The organism is Marinobacterium rhizophilum DSM 18822, from assembly GCF_000378045.1.
GTDB lineage: Bacteria > Pseudomonadota > Gammaproteobacteria > Pseudomonadales > Balneatricaceae > Marinobacterium_A > Marinobacterium_A rhizophilum.
This window is the reverse complement of the sequence record NZ_KB899093.1, coordinates 93,721-109,225: the sequence shown is the minus strand read 5'-3', so window position 1 is coordinate 109,225 and position 15,505 is coordinate 93,721. Positions and strand designations below refer to the sequence as shown.

Annotated in this window: 15 protein-coding genes; 6 read left to right on the top strand and 9 right to left on the bottom strand. The window is 61.5% G+C overall.

From position 1 onward, the window contains the following. Positions 1–79 precede the first annotated feature (79 nt). From F451_RS0106760 to F451_RS0106750, 3 genes are all read left to right on the top strand, one after another. On the top strand, positions 80–2,158 hold the full coding sequence (locus F451_RS0106760; RefSeq protein WP_020680596.1) for a TRAP transporter large permease subunit: 2,079 nt from the start codon (positions 80–82) through the stop codon (positions 2,156–2,158). Positions 2,159–2,174: 16 nt separating this feature from the next. Continuing rightward, positions 2,175–2,297 (top strand): hypothetical protein, encoded by a 123-nt coding sequence (locus tag F451_RS0106755; protein WP_020680595.1) that lies wholly within the window; start codon positions 2,175–2,177, stop codon positions 2,295–2,297. Positions 2,298–2,405: 108 nt separating this feature from the next. Beyond that, positions 2,406–3,677 carry a glucarate dehydratase family protein gene (locus F451_RS0106750; protein ID WP_020680594.1) on the top strand — a complete coding sequence of 424 codons (1,272 nt, stop codon included), beginning with the start codon at positions 2,406–2,408 and terminating at the stop codon, positions 3,675–3,677. A gap of 39 nt (positions 3,678–3,716) precedes the next feature. Here F451_RS0106750 and F451_RS24970 read toward each other — a convergent pair whose 3' ends face one another. Beyond that, the gene (locus F451_RS24970) at positions 3,717–4,652 is read right to left on the bottom strand and encodes a LysR substrate-binding domain-containing protein (protein ID WP_020680593.1); all 936 of its coding nucleotides are present in this window, start codon (positions 4,650–4,652) and stop codon (positions 3,717–3,719) included. Positions 4,653–4,744: 92 nt separating this feature from the next. On the opposite strand from F451_RS24970, the gene F451_RS0106740 reads away from it, so the two are divergent. Both F451_RS0106740 and ansA read left to right on the top strand, forming a co-directional pair. After that, on the top strand, positions 4,745–5,392 hold the full coding sequence (locus F451_RS0106740; RefSeq protein WP_020680592.1) for an ankyrin repeat domain-containing protein: 648 nt from the start codon (positions 4,745–4,747) through the stop codon (positions 5,390–5,392). A 46-nt stretch (positions 5,393–5,438) separates the two neighbouring features. Then, the gene (gene ansA, locus F451_RS0106735) at positions 5,439–6,449 is read left to right on the top strand and encodes an asparaginase (protein ID WP_020680591.1); all 1,011 of its coding nucleotides are present in this window, start codon (positions 5,439–5,441) and stop codon (positions 6,447–6,449) included. 18 nt (positions 6,450–6,467) lie between these two features. Here ansA and F451_RS0106730 read toward each other — a convergent pair whose 3' ends face one another. Then, positions 6,468–6,971 carry an MOSC domain-containing protein gene (locus F451_RS0106730; RefSeq protein ID WP_020680590.1) on the bottom strand — a complete coding sequence of 168 codons (504 nt, stop codon included), beginning with the start codon at positions 6,969–6,971 and terminating at the stop codon, positions 6,468–6,470. A gap of 340 nt (positions 6,972–7,311) precedes the next feature. Between F451_RS0106730 and F451_RS0106725 the strand changes: the two genes are divergently transcribed. Beyond that, positions 7,312–9,021, top strand: coding sequence for a potassium/proton antiporter (locus F451_RS0106725; RefSeq protein WP_020680589.1), 1,710 nt, complete (start codon positions 7,312–7,314; stop codon positions 9,019–9,021). Between the two features lie 28 nt (positions 9,022–9,049). Here the strand turns inward: F451_RS0106725 and F451_RS0106720 are convergent, their stop codons facing one another. The 7 genes from F451_RS0106720 to hemA form a co-directional block, all read right to left on the bottom strand. Beyond that, positions 9,050–10,258 carry an MFS transporter gene (locus F451_RS0106720; RefSeq protein WP_020680588.1) on the bottom strand — a complete coding sequence of 403 codons (1,209 nt, stop codon included), beginning with the start codon at positions 10,256–10,258 and terminating at the stop codon, positions 9,050–9,052. Between the two features lie 61 nt (positions 10,259–10,319). Beyond that, entirely contained in the window at positions 10,320–10,673 is a 354-nt protein-coding gene (locus F451_RS0106715) for a RidA family protein (protein WP_020680587.1), read from the bottom strand. Between the two features lie 138 nt (positions 10,674–10,811). Then, a complete protein-coding gene (locus F451_RS0106710) occupies positions 10,812–11,222 on the bottom strand; it encodes a CoA-binding protein (protein WP_020680586.1) in 411 nt (136 codons plus the stop codon). Between the two features lie 5 nt (positions 11,223–11,227). After that, positions 11,228–11,986, bottom strand: coding sequence for a molybdopterin-synthase adenylyltransferase MoeB (locus F451_RS0106705; RefSeq protein ID WP_020680585.1), 759 nt, complete (start codon positions 11,984–11,986; stop codon positions 11,228–11,230). A 1-nt stretch (position 11,987) separates the two neighbouring features. After that, a complete protein-coding gene (prmC, locus tag F451_RS0106700; RefSeq protein ID WP_020680584.1) occupies positions 11,988–12,839 on the bottom strand; it encodes a peptide chain release factor N(5)-glutamine methyltransferase in 852 nt (283 codons plus the stop codon). A gap of 31 nt (positions 12,840–12,870) precedes the next feature. Then, positions 12,871–13,956: a peptide chain release factor 1 gene (gene prfA, locus F451_RS0106695; RefSeq protein ID WP_026291561.1), complete on the bottom strand. Its 1,086-nt coding sequence runs from the start codon at positions 13,954–13,956 to the stop codon at positions 12,871–12,873. 110 nt (positions 13,957–14,066) lie between these two features. Further along, positions 14,067–15,335, bottom strand: coding sequence for a glutamyl-tRNA reductase (gene hemA, locus F451_RS0106690; RefSeq protein WP_026291560.1), 1,269 nt, complete (start codon positions 15,333–15,335; stop codon positions 14,067–14,069). Between the last annotated feature and the right edge of the window lie 170 nt (positions 15,336–15,505).

Here is a 15,505-nt window from a genome sequence, read left to right as displayed (position 1 = left end):
TGTCAGTTCCGGCACTCAACGCCATCCATAACTTCGCCCTGGCGCCGGTCAGCGCTGCATACATTCAGAGGATGCCATCATGTCCCAAGTCGAGAGCCTGACTCGCGACGCTATTATCGAGGTGGCCGAGGACGATCCGATTCACCACGAGAAATCGGTCGCCTACTCGAACTACACGTTAATCGATCATATCAGCCACTTTAGCGGTATTGGCATATCGCTGATCTACCTGGTTGCCGCCGGGGCCACCCTGTGGGAAGTGGTCTCCCGCTATGTTTTCAACGCCCCCACCCAGTGGGCGTTCGAGGTCGTCATGGTACTGTGTGCGACCGCCTGGATGCTGTCATCCGGCTACATCACGCTGAAGCAGCGCCATATCGGCATTACCGTTATCCACAATATCGTCTCGGCCCGGGCGCAGTGGCGGCTGGATCTCTTCGCCATGCTGGTCGGTATCGCGGCGCTGTTCCTGCTGCTATCCGATGCAACCCTGCGCGCCTATGCCGCCGTGGAGCATGTCGACAGAACCGGCAGTGCATTCAATTCGCCAATGCCCATGATGCTCAAGCTGCTGCTCGCCCTTGGCGGTCTGCTCTACCTGGCACAGCTTGTCGTCAACCTGCACCGCCATGTCCAGTCCAGGCTGGCCAGGAAATGCGTGACGGTACTGGGGACCTCCATACTGCTGTATTTCGTCATCGGCCTGCTCGCCTTTGTCACCGGTCCGGAGTCGGTCTTCGGTGTCATCGCGAGCTATTTCAGCGCCCTGGGCGAGGCGGCAAACCCCAGTGCCGTTCTGGACATGCGCGCCTACGGTCTGGGCAGCGTCTCGCTGATCATGGTGCTGGTACTGGTGGCGCTGATGATGACCGGCATGCCGCTCGGTATCGTGACCCTGGTCGTTTCGGTGCTGATGGCGATCGCCTTCTTCGGCCCCCGCGGTCTCTACCTGGTGTCTGCGAATGCGGCCGGGCTGCTCGAGCACTACACGCTGATTGCCATTCCGTTTTTCGTACTGATGGCCTCGATACTGGAAAAGGCCGGCATTGCCGAAGACCTGTTCGATGCAATGTCGATCTTTGCCGGCAACCTGCGCGGCGGAGTGGCCGTTCAAACGGTGGTGGTGGCGGTGATCCTGGCGGCCATGTCCGGCGTCATGGGTGGCGAGATCGTCATGCTCGGCCTGGTCGCGCTGCCGCAGATGCTGCGCCTGGGTTACGACCGCAAAATGACCATCGGTCTGATCTGCGCCTCGGGCGCACTGGCGACCCTGATTCCGCCCTCGATCATCATGATCGTCTACGGCCTGTCGGCCGAGGTCTCGATCGGTGACCTGTTCATGGCCGGTGCCCTGCCCGGCCTGATGCTGGCGCTGTTCTATACCGCCTATGTACTGATACGCGTACACCTCAACCCAGGGCTGGCACCCACCGCCGCAGAGGTGGCGATCAAGACCGGCACCAGCAATCAGTTGTCGCGCGCCCGCATGAACGCCGTGCTGCTGAGCATTTTGCTGATTGGCGCCGTGATGGGATCGATCTATGGCGGTATCGCCTCGGTCACCGAGGCGGCCGCGGTCGGAGCGCTGGGGGCCATGCTGGTTGCGGCCGTGCGCCATGAATTCAAATGGCCGATGCTCAAGGCCTCGTTGATCGGCACCATGACCACGGTGGGCACCATCATCTGGCTGGTGCTGGGTGCCGTGTCCTTCGTTGGCATCTTCAACCTGGTCGGCGGCGGCGAATTCATGCGCAGCCTGTTCATGAACCTTGGCCTCTCCGCCATCGGCATTATCCTGGTGATGATGCTGATCCTGGTGATACTGGGCACCTTCATGGAATGGATCGCCATCGTACTGATTACCGTGCCGGTGTTCGCGCCGGTCGTGATGACGCTGGCGCCGGAACTGGGGCTGACAGAAGACCAGGCGAAGATATGGTTTGGCATTTTGTACGTCCTCAACATCCAGATCTATTTCCTCTCACCGCCCTTTGGCCCGGCCTGCTTCTGGCTGAAATCGGTGGCACCCAAAGACGTGACGCTGCAGGAAATATTCCTGTCCGTATTGCCCTTTATCGGACTGCAGATCGTCGGGCTGATTCTGGTCATGACATTCCCGAACATAGCACTGTGGTTGCCTGAAGCGCTGGGCAGTTAACCAGGAGGTATCAAACATGATCGGTCGCGACACCCATAAAGATATCGATCTGTACGGCAGCAAGCCCTGGATTGCCGGGCTGCTGCTGTGCGGCGTGATTATCGTGACAATGTTTACGCTGGCGGCGGGCTTTGCCTGAGCCGTTGCTTTCTATCCGTGTTGCACCGGCCCGACGATCGAATCGAGACACGCCAAAAAGTCTCGACGGCGGGCCGGGTCTCTCACTGTCTTAGCAAGGAGTCTGTAGATGTCCCTTATTGAATCCATCGAGATTACCCCCATCGCCTTTCGTGATCCGCCGCTGCTGAACGCCTACGGCGTGCACGAAGCCTGGGCTCTGCGCACCATTATCGAGGTAAAGACCCGCGATGGACGCTATGGTTTGGGTGAGTCCTACGGCGACGAGCAAACCATCAGCCAGCTGCAGGCCGTGGCCCCCAGTCTCATCGGCATGGATGTCTTTCACCTCAATGCCATTCGCAACAGGATTACCGCGGTCGTCAAGCAGCCCGACCCCAAGTCCGGGCTGGAAATTGCACCCGGCACCCTGGGTGCCACAACCGTGCCGCGCATTTTTTCGGCCTTTGAAGTCGCCTGTCTGGACCTGATGGGCAAGATCACCGGCCGTCCGGTGTGCGACCTGCTGGGTGGCAAGGTCCGCGACAGCGTCGACTATAGCGCCTATCTGTTCTACAAGTTCGACCGCCACCGTTTCAGTGACGATCCCTGGGTCGACCGCTGGGGCGAAGCCCTGACACCCGAGGGCATCGTCGAGCAGGCACGCAAGATGATCGAGCAGTACGGTTTTCGTTCCATCAAGCTCAAAGCCGGCGTGTTCGAGCCCGAGGCCGAGATTGCCGCGCTGCGGGCGCTGAAACAGGCGTTTCCGGACCACCCGCTGCGCATCGACCCGAACGGCGGCTGGTCGGTCGAAACCACCGCCCGCCTGCTGCCGCAATTTGACGGCAACCTGCTGCAGTACCTGGAAGATCCGGCGCCGGGCAAGGAGGCGATGGGCCAGGTCAGCGCCCTCACGGACATTCCGCTGGCCACCAACATGTGCGTCATCGGCAATTTTGACCTGCCCCGAGCGCTTGAACTCGATGCCGTCCAGGTCATCCTGTCGGATCACCACTACTGGGGCGGCCTCAAGGCGACCCAGGAACTGGCCTATGTCTGCAAGACCTGGAATATCGGCCTGTCGATGCACTCCAACTCGCACCTGGGCATCAGCCTGATGGCCATGACCCACGCGGCGGCGGCGATCGACAACCTGTCGTATGCCTGCGATACCCACTACCCCTGGCAGGAAGAGGAAGTCATTGTCGGCGGCAAGATCGCGTTTGAAAATGGCGCCGTGCGGGTACCGGACAAGCCCGGCCTGGGTGTGGAGCTGGACCGTGAAGCGCTGGCAGTGCTGGCACAGAATTATCTCACCTGCGGTATCCGCGCCCGCGACGATGTGGCCGAAATGAGAAAGTACCAGCCGGACTGGAGCGGCAAGATTCCACGCTACTGAACGCCGCGAATGGAACCGGACGAACCTGTTGCGCGTCGTTTATTGCGATGCATGCGTCCCCAGCATCATCTCGGCAAACGGATTCTCTTCACGCAGTGCGTCGATAAACCAGTGCAGTGCCCGGCCCTGGTTACTGCTATGCCAGGCCAGATAATGGGTGTGGTCGGTACGCATCAGGTCGACGCTGATTTCCACCAGCTCACCGGTTGCGATATAAGGCGCGGCGCGAAAGCGTGGCAGGTAACCAACGCCAAGACCCGCCAGGTGCGCCTTGAGCTTGGCATCGGAATCCGGCACAAAAAGGCGGGGCTGGCTTTCCAGCAGCCCGAATGTCAGGGCCGGCAACCGCCTGGAGCTGTCAGGGATCACCACGGAGGTAAAGCGGCGCAGGGTTTCGCGCTTGACCGGCTGCTCCAGCTGGCAGATGGGATGCTCCGGGGCTGCGACATAGCAGAAGGCGTTATCCGGCATCACTGGCAGCGCCAGCAAGTCGTATGAACGCCCCTCCGGCGGCTGGCCCGGTGCGCCGATGACCAGGTCGGCGCGATTATCCTGCAGGCAATCCCAAGTACCGGCCAGGACTTCATAACGCAGAATCACATGAATATCGGGCTGAACCTGCTGAAAACGCTTCACCAGCGGATAGATCAGCTCAACGGGAAACAGGGCATTGATCGCGATGGTCAGCTGCGCTTCCCAGCCGTGGGCCATGCGCTGCGCCATTTCGGACAGTGATTCGGTGGCCTGCAGGATCTGGCGTCCGTGCTGCAACAGCATGCGGCCCACCGGCGTCAGCACCATGCGACGCCCGTGCTTTTCAAACACCTTGATGCGGTGTTCTTCCTCCAGTTTTTGCACCGTATAGGTAATCGCCGATGGCACCCGGAACAGTGCCTCGGCGGCGGCGGCAAAACTGCCATGACGATCAATGGCATCCAGCACCTTGAGTGCGTCGAATGAAATCTGCGCGGGCATCCATAATCCTGAGTAATGAATCATGCGAGAGTCTATGATTCTAAACGACTAGGCGCCAAAATAGAGTGACTGCGCCCAGAGATTTTCTGCCCATGCTCAAGTTCCTTACAGGCTCCAGTGCGACCAGACTGGCCCAGGCCATCGAACGCGATGATGCGGATGCCCTGGCCAAACTGCTGCGCAAGGCTCCCGCAACGCTGCTGACGCAGCCTGTGGACAAGGGGCGTCTCGCAACTGAACTGGCGATAGATATCCAGCGTCCAAGACTGCTGACCCTGCTGCTAGACGCCGGGGCCGATGCAAACGCGACAGACCCGCAGGGCCAGCCCCTTAGCTGGCGGACCCTGGCAACCCATGGGCAGGCGGGCAAAAGCCTGGAGCTGCTCGGTGCGCTGCTACGGGCCGGCGCCGACCCCAACCGCCGCAACAGTGAAGATACGCCCCTGCTGCACGCCTGCTTTACGCACTGCGCACCGGCCCGCCTGATGCTGCACCTCAGCCGACTGCTGGAATCCGGTGCCCGAATAGACTGCCTCGATGCCAGCGGGCAGAGCATCCTGCAGCTGGCACTGCTCAGTGACAGGCTCGAACTGATCCAGTTTCTGATTCACTCCGGCGCAGCCTTGCCGGATACGCAGGCAGACAGCACCTTTACAACGCACGTTAGCGAGGACACCCTGCGTTATGCGAGGCGCTGCCAGCAGGACTACGCTATCCGCCAGCAATTTCTAGGCGCCTGAGCGCCCCTACCGCTTCCAAAATACGGACCGCCCAAGGCAGACAATAATGAAATCAAACGTTCTGATCATTCACACCGGCGGCACCATTGGCATGCACCCCTCGGATCAGGGCTATGTCCCCGTCGCGGGTTTTAACGAACTGCTGCAGCAAAGACTGAGCAAGCAGGCACAGCAGAACCTGCCCCATTTTGAAATACTGGAATTCGAAAAACTGATCGACAGTTCCAACATTCAACCCTCGGACTGGACACGCCTGGGGCACACCCTGGTGGAACATTACCCGGACTACGACGGTTTCGTTGTTCTGCACGGCACTGACACCATGGCCTACACGGCCTCTGCCCTGTCGTTTATCCTGCAGGGGCTCGACAAGCCGGTGATTCTGACCGGCTCGCAAATCCCGTTGATCGAGCCGCGCAACGACGCGCTGGACAACCTGATTACCGCGCTGGTCCTGGCTGGCAATTACCCGATTTCCGAGGTCTGCATTTTCTTCAACGGCCGGCTCCTGCGCGGCAACCGGGCCTGCAAGCTGCGGGCAACCGGCTTCGATGCCTTCGACACCCCCAACTGCCCCTGGCTCGGTCAGGCCGGCATTCATATTGAACTGCAGGAGCACCTGCTGCTCGAGCGCGGCGCACCCCGCTTTCTGGTGCCTGACTTCAACCCCAACGCGGTCTCGTTACTGCACCTGTATCCCGGCATGCCGGGGCGTATCGCCGAACAGTTACTGGCGGACCCTCAGCTTAAAGGACTCCTGATACGCAGTTTCGGCGTCGGCAATCCGCCTGATAAAAACCGCGAACTCATGGAGGCACTGAAACAGGCCTCAGCCCGGGGCCAGGTCGTCGTCAACCTGACCCAGTGCCTGCAGGGCAAGGTCAGCCAGGGTGCCTACGCCACCGGCGCCACGCTGAACAATATTGGCGTGGTGCCGGGCAGCGACCTTACCGTTGAAGCCGCCTTCACCAAGCTGCACTTCCTCATCGCGACCGGCCAGCCGGCGCCGCGCATTCGTGAGCTGATGCAGACCCCCATCTGTGGCGAGCAAAGCTGATACGCGCTGAAATGCGCATCAAGACGGGTCCGGCTCTTCAGGCACCGCCTGCACAACATCGCCAACGCGAATCGTGCCGCCCTCGACAATGCGCACGCAGAGCCCCCCGATGCCACGCATCGCATTAAAGCCCCCCGGGCCAAGCGCCGCCTCCATACGCGAGCAGGGGTGACACTGCCCCGCGCCCTCCAGCACAACCTCGCCGATACGAAAGCGCCGCCCACTCAAGGCATGCAGGCTGATGCCGCGTACCAGCAGGTTGCGCCGCAGCAGCGCAGGGTCCAGCGACTCGCGGTGCAACAGGGATGCCAGCACGGCAAGGTGCTCGGCCTGAAACAGGGTAATCTGGCGCTTGCTGTCAGGCCGCCCGCTAAAGCGATCCCCCCGCAACCCCTCACCCAGCTGTACGATCGCCTCGTCCACCTGCTGCATGGGCTGATCCCGCGCAGGCCGCAGCAGTATCTGTTCCAGCACGCCGCACTGGGGCAGTGTTGCCAGCAATTTCGCCATCTGACCACGCATCGTTGCGCCTCCCGATCGAGTTCTCTATAGGTTCGTTATCGCCTGCCCGCCCGCCCTGATGCAAGCTCGACAATGCACGCTGCGAATCCCGAATGGCCATTGGCCGCACACCGGGGCCACCGTATACTACCAATCAAACGGGCGCTGCGGCCCGGCCTGACTGCCCCTTTGAAACCTGGGCGAAATTGGGTGAAATATCCTGGTTCCAGGGAACCACATTGGCCACGGAGAGAATGCGCGCCTTCAAGGCGTGACGGGCGAACAGATTAATAGTAAACGCGACACCCTGTCGCCATTCAGGCGATGATGGGTAGCCACGGCAACTTCAAGGATCGAATAGATGACGTCTCTGTTTCTGCTGGTCGGCGCCCTGATGCTGATGCTCAGCATCCTGCTCAGCCCGCTGTCGAACCGGCTGGGCATGCCGGTGCTCTTGCTGTTCCTGGGCGTTGGCATGCTCGCAGGCGAAGACGGCCTGGGCCATATCCAGTTCGATGATTTCGAAACCGCCTTTCTGGTGGGCAACCTGGCACTGGCCATCATTCTGCTGGACGGCGGCATGCGCACCCGGGGCGAAACCTTTCGGGTTGGCCTGAGACCCGCGCTCATGCTGGCGACCCTGGGCGTACTGATCACCGCACTCGTCACGGGCATTGCAGCGGTGTTCATTTTCGACCTGTCGTGGCTCGACGGCCTGCTGATTGGCACCATCGTCTCGTCCACCGACGCTGCCGCCGTCTTCGCGCTGCTCCAGGGCCGCGGACTGAACCTCAATGCCCGCGTCGGCGCCACGCTGGAGATTGAATCCGGCAGCAACGATCCCATGGCGATATTCCTGACATTGATACTGCTGCAGCTGATCAGCCTGGAGGGCGATATACCGCTGTGGTCCGCCCCGCTGATGCTGCTGCAGCAGATCGTCATCGGCGTGGCCTTTGGCTGGATCGGCGGCAAGGTATTGGTCTATCTGATTAACAAGGTCGATCTGGTCACCGCACTCTACCCGCTGCTGGTCACAGCCAGCGGCCTGGTGGTATTTGCCGGCACCAACGCCCTTGGCGGCAGCGGCTTCCTGGCGATTTACCTGGCCGGCGTACTGCTGGGCAACACCCGGGTGCGCATGATGCCGGCCATCTTACAGGTTCACGACGGCCTCGCCTGGCTGGCCCAGCTGTGCCTGTTCCTGATTCTTGGCCTGCTGGTCGATCCGTCCCAGCTGCTGCTGATTGCCCCGGCGGGGCTGTTGCTGGCCGCAATACTGATCCTGGTGGCGCGCCCGTTGGCGACGTTCAGCACCCTGTGGCCGTTCCGCTTCAACTGGCGCGAGCGCAGCTTCATTGCCTGGGTGGGCCTGCGCGGCGCGGTGCCCATTGTACTGGCGCTGTTTCCGGTCATGGCCGGCGTGGAACAGGCGCCGCTGTTCTTCAATATCGCCTTTATCATCGTCATGGTGTCGCTGATCATTCAGGGAACCAGCCTGGCACCGGTCGCACGCCTGATGAAACTGGAAGTACCAGGCCACGAACAGGCCTATCGCCGATTTCCCATCGACGTGCCGGCGGTGGGTGAACATGAATTGATGCTGTTCCGGCTGCAGGGCAAACGCTGGCTGCGCCCTTCCCCGCTGGGGGACCTGCGCATGCCAGCCGATACCGGCATCGCGGCGGTATTCCGCGAGGGCCGCTACATGCGTCCGCAGGCGAAAACCGCCCTGCAGGACGGTGACCTGCTGGCCGTGATGGCGCGCCCGGATATGATCGATGCCCTGGGACACCAGTTCAACGCCCCGCACGGCCCCAAACACCTGGCGGAAATGGCCTTCTTCGGCGAATTCGTGCTCAACGGCGAAGCCCTGCTCAGCGATGTCGAGCAGGCCTACGGTATCCACGTCGAGCAGGAAGACTCCACCCAGACGCTGTCGGCCTGTATCGCCCGCCACCAGCATGGCCACCCGGTTGTGGGCGACAGCTTCATGCTGGGCCCCGTAACCCTGGTGGTGAAGGCCGTGGAAGGCGACGTCGTTACCAAGGTGGGCCTGAAACTGCATTAAGGCGCAATGCCGCCGGGCTTAGTCCGGCTCAGCGGCCAGGCGCGGGTGCGGCCAGCCCCCGCGTGGCGTACCCGGCGGCCAGCACACTGAACAGCCCCAGCAGCACCAGGGAAAGGTCATAACCTGTATGCTCGGTCAGCAACCCGAACAGCAGGCCGCCCACGGCACCGCCGCCCACATTGAGCGCCCCCCACAGGCTCATCACTCGGCCTCGGTAAGCGCTATCCAGCGACACCTGAATCAGCGACTGCGTTGCCACGCCACAGATGGTGGCGCAAAAGCTGAGCAGCATCACCAGTACCAGACCCACCTCAAAACGCGTGTTCAGGCCAAACACGATCAGCACGGCGCCGGCGCTTAATGCGGCCCAGCGTAACGCCGGCAACAACCGCGCCTGTGGCTGCACCGACAGAATCAGCCCCGCCACGATGGAGCCCAGCCCCGCCGCCGAGGTCAGCATGGCCAGGGCCTCGACGCCGCGCCCATAGAGCACGTCCACGGCCGCCGGCAGTATTTCCAGCAGACCACGTCCCAGAACGGCAGAGCAGCAGATCACCAGCAGCAGTCGCGCGATCAGCACCTCGCTACGGGCATAACGCACCCCGGCGAGAAGATCAGCCAGAAAGCGCCTTGGCGCCCCGTCGCCGGGGCTGCGGGCCCGTTCATCCAGCTTGAGGCACAGTAACACCAGCGTGAGGGGAAGATAGCAGGCCCCGCTCACGGCCAGCGCCGTCGCGCCGCCATAGAGATTGATCAGGACACCGGCGATCATTGGGCCAATGAAGCGGGCGCTGTTGAACAGAATGGCATTGATCGCCACCGCCCTGGACATGTTGGGCACGCTGACCAGCTCCGGTACCAGCGACAGCCTTACCGCCTGATAGGCGCTGTTGGTCATGCCAATGCCCAGTGCAAACAACAGCACCCCGAACGGCCCGACAAGCCCGGTCTTCACCAGCATGGCCAGCGTACCCGCCAACGCGCTCAGCAGCAGACTGATCAGCACCGCCGCCCGGCGGCGGTTGATGCGATCCACCAGAACCCCGAACAGGGGCCCCACCAGTACGACCGGAAAAAACATCAGAAAGGCCAGCAGACCAAGCCAGGTTTCAGAGTGGGTCAGATCCCACATCATCCAGCCCAGCGTCATGCGCTGAATCCAGACACCCTGGGTCGAAAACAGGCTGCCACCCAGGTAGGTGAGGTAATTGCGTTCGGACAGTATCGACGATGGCATTCAGGGCCCTGAAACAGCGAAAGCGCCCAAGGGCGCTTTCGAGCGGTGGAAATATGAAGACTTACTGCTTTACTGCGGCCACCACCGAAATCTCAACCAGCAGCTCGGGACGTGCCATGCGGGCCTCGACACAGGCGCGCGCAGGCGCATGCCCCTGTGGTACCCAGGCATCCCAGACCTCGTTCATGCCGGCGAAGTCTTTCATGTCGCGGACATACACCGTGGCGGACAGCAGATGCTCGCGATCGCTGCCGGCCTGGGCCAGCAGGGTGTCGACCTTTTCCAGCATGGTGCGGGTCTGCTCGCGGATATCGGCTGTGGCATCGGCCGCAACCTGGCCACAGAGGTAGACAGTGTCATTGTGAATTACGATCCGGCTCATGCGCTGGCCGGTTTCCATACGGGTAAGGCTCATCGGTCTATCCTGTCGTTGGACTGATATAAAGCGACCATTTTACTTAGCAGGTGCATGGCAACCAGGCAAAATCCTCTGAAGAATCGCGCTGCGCAGGCAGATGCTTTGAAGTTGGCGCAAAAAGCAAAGATATACCGATTACAGACTCAAACGGGGAATTTCCAGTGCCGGGCAGCGATCCATGACCACATCCATACCCGCCGCCTGGGCACGCTCTGCCGCCGGCTCATTCACCACTCCCAGCTGCATCCAGATCGACTTGGCATGCACTGCAATGGCATCGTCCACGGCATCACCGGCATCCACCGAGTTACGGAATATGTCCACCATATCGATGGGCTCATCAATATCCGACAGCGATGCGAGCACCGGCTGGCCCAGGATACTGGCGCCGGCTTCGGTCGGATTCACCGGGATAACACGGTAGCCCTTGGCCATCAGATACCCCATGACCTGATGACTGGCACGGTGCGGCCGGGGGCTGGCGCCCACCAGCGCGATGGTTTTGCTGCTCTCAAGAATCTTTCGAATTATTTTATCGTCGTTCAAACCTATTACTCCTTGCCACTCTGCCCACAAACTGGACATGAGGGGTCCTGCTTCAATTTCAAGGTGCGCCACTCCATACTGCGCGCATCCAGCAGCTGCAGTCGGCCCACCAGTGGCTGGCCGATACCGGCCAGCACTTTCAATGCTTCCATCGCCTGCACCGAGCCAATAATGCCCACCAGCGGTGCCAGCACCCCCGACTCGGAACAGGTCAGGTTTTCTTCCTCGCCATCACGGTACAGACACTGGTAGCAGGGCGCGCCCGGCTGCCTGGAGTCAAATACCGCAACCTGGCCTTCCATTCGAATGGCGGCGCCCGAGACCAGCGGGCGTCGGTGCCGAACACAAGCCCGGTTCACCGCAAAGCGCGTACCAAAATTGTCGCAGCAATCCAGCACCAGATCGGCACTGGCGACCAGTTCATCAAGACGCTGGTCAGAAAGCCGCTCGCACAGCGCTTGGATACGAATATCGGGATTTAGTGCCGTCAGCGTCTGGCGCGCCGACTCGACCTTGGTCTGGCCGATACGCGGTGTACTGTGCACGATCTGGCGCTGCAGGTTGCTCAGGTCGACCTCGTCGTCATCCACCAGCACAAGCTCACCCACGCCTGCCGCCGCCAGGTACATGGCCACGGGGCTGCCCAGGCCGCCCATCCCGATGATCAGAACCCGGGACCCAAGCCAGGCTTCCTGGCCATCGATCTCGACCTCCGGCAGCATGATCTGCCGGCTGTACCGCAACAGCTGCTCATCTGTCAGCATTTTATAACTCCTTGGCAGATGTTTTGTCGTAGCGCCCGCGGGTGACGCGATCGCGCCCCCCCAGATCCGGCAATGTGCTCACCTCGCAGTAACCCAGCCCCTTCAGCAGGGCCCGCACCGCCTCGCCCTGATCAAACCCGTGCTCAAACAGCAGCCAGCCACCGGTCTCAAGCGTACTGCGCGCACCTTCCGCAATGCGGCGAATATCGGCCAGACCGGCCTCGTCCGCCACCAGGGCACTGCGCGGCTCAAACCGCACATCGCCCTGCCCCAGATGCGGGTCGGCAGGGTCGATATAGGGCGGGTTGCTGACAATCATCGCGAAACGCCCCTGCAGTGGCTCGAACCAGCTACCCTGCACAAAACTCACATTGGCCAGCCCAAGACGCGCCGCATTGCGTTGCGCCAAGGCAACCGCGCCGGCGACCCGATCGCAGCCAACCAGTGACCACTGGCTCCGTTCGCTGGCCAGCGCCAGTGCGATGGCACCGGTACCGGTTCCCAGATCCGCCACGCGGTAGGCACCGTTCGGCAGCAGCTCGAGTGCCTGCTCAACCAGGGTCTCGGTATCGGGTCGGGGAATCAGGGTGTCGGCACTCACCTCCAGATCCAGCGTCCAGAAGCCGCGCCGTCCGGTCAGGTGTGCCACGGGCTCCCCTGCCAGGCGCCGTTGCAGCAGTGCATTGAAATCCGCCGCCTGCTGTGGCGACAGCGCACGCTCGGGATGCATGAAGAGATAGCTGCGCCCGCACTCGAGCACATGGCACAGCAGCAGCTCCAGATCCAGCCGCGGACTGTCGCTCGCAACCAGCTGCGGGGCACACTGCAGCGCTGTGGCGATGGTCAGGCTCATCGGCATAGCCTCATTGCGTACTCATCCGGCTCTACTCCTCAGAGAGTGCACCCAGCTGCTCGGTCTGGTATTCCACCAGCAGCGGATCGATGATGGCATTCAGTTCGCCGTTCATGATTTCGCCCAGCTTGTAGAGCGTCAGGTTGATGCGATGGTCCGTCACCCGGCCCTGGGGATAGTTGTAGGTGCGAATACGTTCGGAACGGTCGCCGCTGCCGACCAGGCTCTTGCGGGTGCTGGCCTGGTCGGCCGCATGGCGCTCCTGCTCGGCGGACTGCAGCCGTGCCGCCAGCAGCGACATGGCACGGGCCCGGTTCTTGTGTTGCGAACGCTCGTCCTGGCATTCCACCACCACGCCGGTGGGTATATGGGTAATGCGAATGGCGGAGTCGGTCTTGTTGACGTGCTGGCCACCGGCACCCGAGGCACGAAAAGTATCAACCCGCAGGTCGGCCTTGTTGATGGCAATTTCGGCCACCTCGTCCTGTTCCGGCATCACCGCGACAGTACAGGCCGACGTATGGATACGCCCCTGCGACTCCGTTTCCGGCACGCGCTGCACGCGGTGCGCACCGGACTCGAATTTCAGCCGCGAATAAACATCCTGCCCCACCACACGGGTGATGATCTCCTTGTAGCCACCGTGCTCGCCTTCGCTGGCGCTGATCACCTCGATGCGCAGGCCCTGCTGTTCGGCATAGCGCGAATACATGCGGAACAGGTCGCCGGCAAAGATGGCTGCCTCGTCACCACCGGTCCCGGCACGCACTTCGAGAAACACATTGCGGCCATCGTTCGGGTCCCGCGGCAGCAGCAGTATCTGCAGCTGCGCTTCAAGCTCCTCGAGACGGGCCCGCACGCCGCCAATTTCCTCGCGCGCCATTTCACGCATTTCGGCATCGCTGTCATCAAGCATGAGCTCGGCTTCGGCCAGGTCATCCTGCGCCCGCAGGTAATCCCGGAAGCTTTCCACCACAGGCTCAAGCTCGGCGTATTCGCGTGACAGATCGCGAAAACGGTTTTGATCGGCGAGCGTGGCCGGATCACTCAACAGGGCCGACACTTCCTCGTGCCGGTCGGTGAGTTTTTCCAGTTTGTTGCGTATAGAGGTTTTCATGTTAGTCAGCGTCAACCGTAAGGACAGTTGATAGAGCTCGCGCACGAGCTGCATCAGTATTAGGGCACGTAGGCAACCGGCCCAGCCCGTGGCACCCGGTCATTTTCATGTTATTTCGAGTCTGCCGAATCGGACAGCTGGTATAGCTCCTGCACCAGCTGCATCATTTCTTCGCGCCCATCGGCACTGGCCTTGCGCAGCTGAATGGTGGGCGAATGCAGCATCTTGTTGGTCAGCCGGTTCGCCAGCAGTGACAGCACCTGGTCCGCCGGCTTGCCGTTACGCAGCAGCTTCATGGCCTGTTCCAGCGCTTCGTCCCGCAGGGCCTCGGCGTTGGAACGCAGGGCCGTCAGGGTGTCTACGGCATCCAGTTCACGCAACTGGCGCATAAAGGCCAGCGCCCCGCGCTCGATAATTTCTTCGGCTTCCAGCGCCGCGGTTTCACGCGAGCGCTGATTTTCCTCAATCACATCACGCAAGTCATCAACGCTGTAGAGATAGACATCATCCAGCTCTCCCACCTGCGGTTCGATATCCCGCGGCACCGCGATATCCACCATGAACACCGGCTTGTGCTTGCGCTTTTTCAGGGCGTCTTCCACCGCGCCCTTGCCGAGGATGGGCAGCTGGCTGGCCGTGGACGAAATCACAATATCGGCCTCGGACAAGACCCTGGGAATATCCGCCAGCACAATGGCACGCCCGCCAACGGAATCCGCCAGCGCCTGTGCACGGCCCAGGGTACGGTTGGCCACGATCATGGAATGCACGCCAGCCTGGCTGAGATGACGCGCCACCAGTTCAATGGTTTCGCCCGCCCCGATAAGCAGTGCACGGCTGCTGCCCAGATCGGAAAAGATGTGCTGCGCAAGGCTGACCGCGGCATAAGCTACTGAAACGGGGTTCTGACCGATGGCGGTATCGGTGCGCACCTGCTTGGCAACGGCAAAGGTCTGCTGGAACAGCCGGCCGAGCTCTGCCCCTGCCAGGCCCTGTTCCTGCGACACCGCATAGGCAGACTTGAGCTGACCGAGAATCTGCGGCTCGCCCAGTACCAGGGAATCCAGGCCACTGGCCACCCGCATCATGTGCCGGGCCGCCTGCTCATCCCAGTGCGCATAGATACACTGGGCCAGCATGGCGGGCGCAAGATGGTGGTACTCGCCCAGCCACTGCAGCAATGACTCCAGACCCGCCTCATCGGTCGAGCAATACAGCTCGGTACGGTTGCAGGTCGACAGGATGGCCAGCTCTCTGAGCCGGCCCGAAGCACGGGCATGCTCCAGGGCATCAACCAGCTGCTCCGGCGCGAATGCCACTTTCTCGCGCACCTCTAACGGAGCGGTCTTGTGGTTGATACCTAACGCCAATAGAGCCATGGAGATGTTGCAGAACCTCAGCGGAAATATTCAGGCGCGTCATAATACACCTTCTTAGGTCCAAGAAGAAAACCCGACTATCGGAACTTTCCTTTCAAACGCCCGCCCAACTGACGCATGACAATAGCGCCAGCCTTCCTCTATAGTGAGCCAACACCCCAAGGGACCTG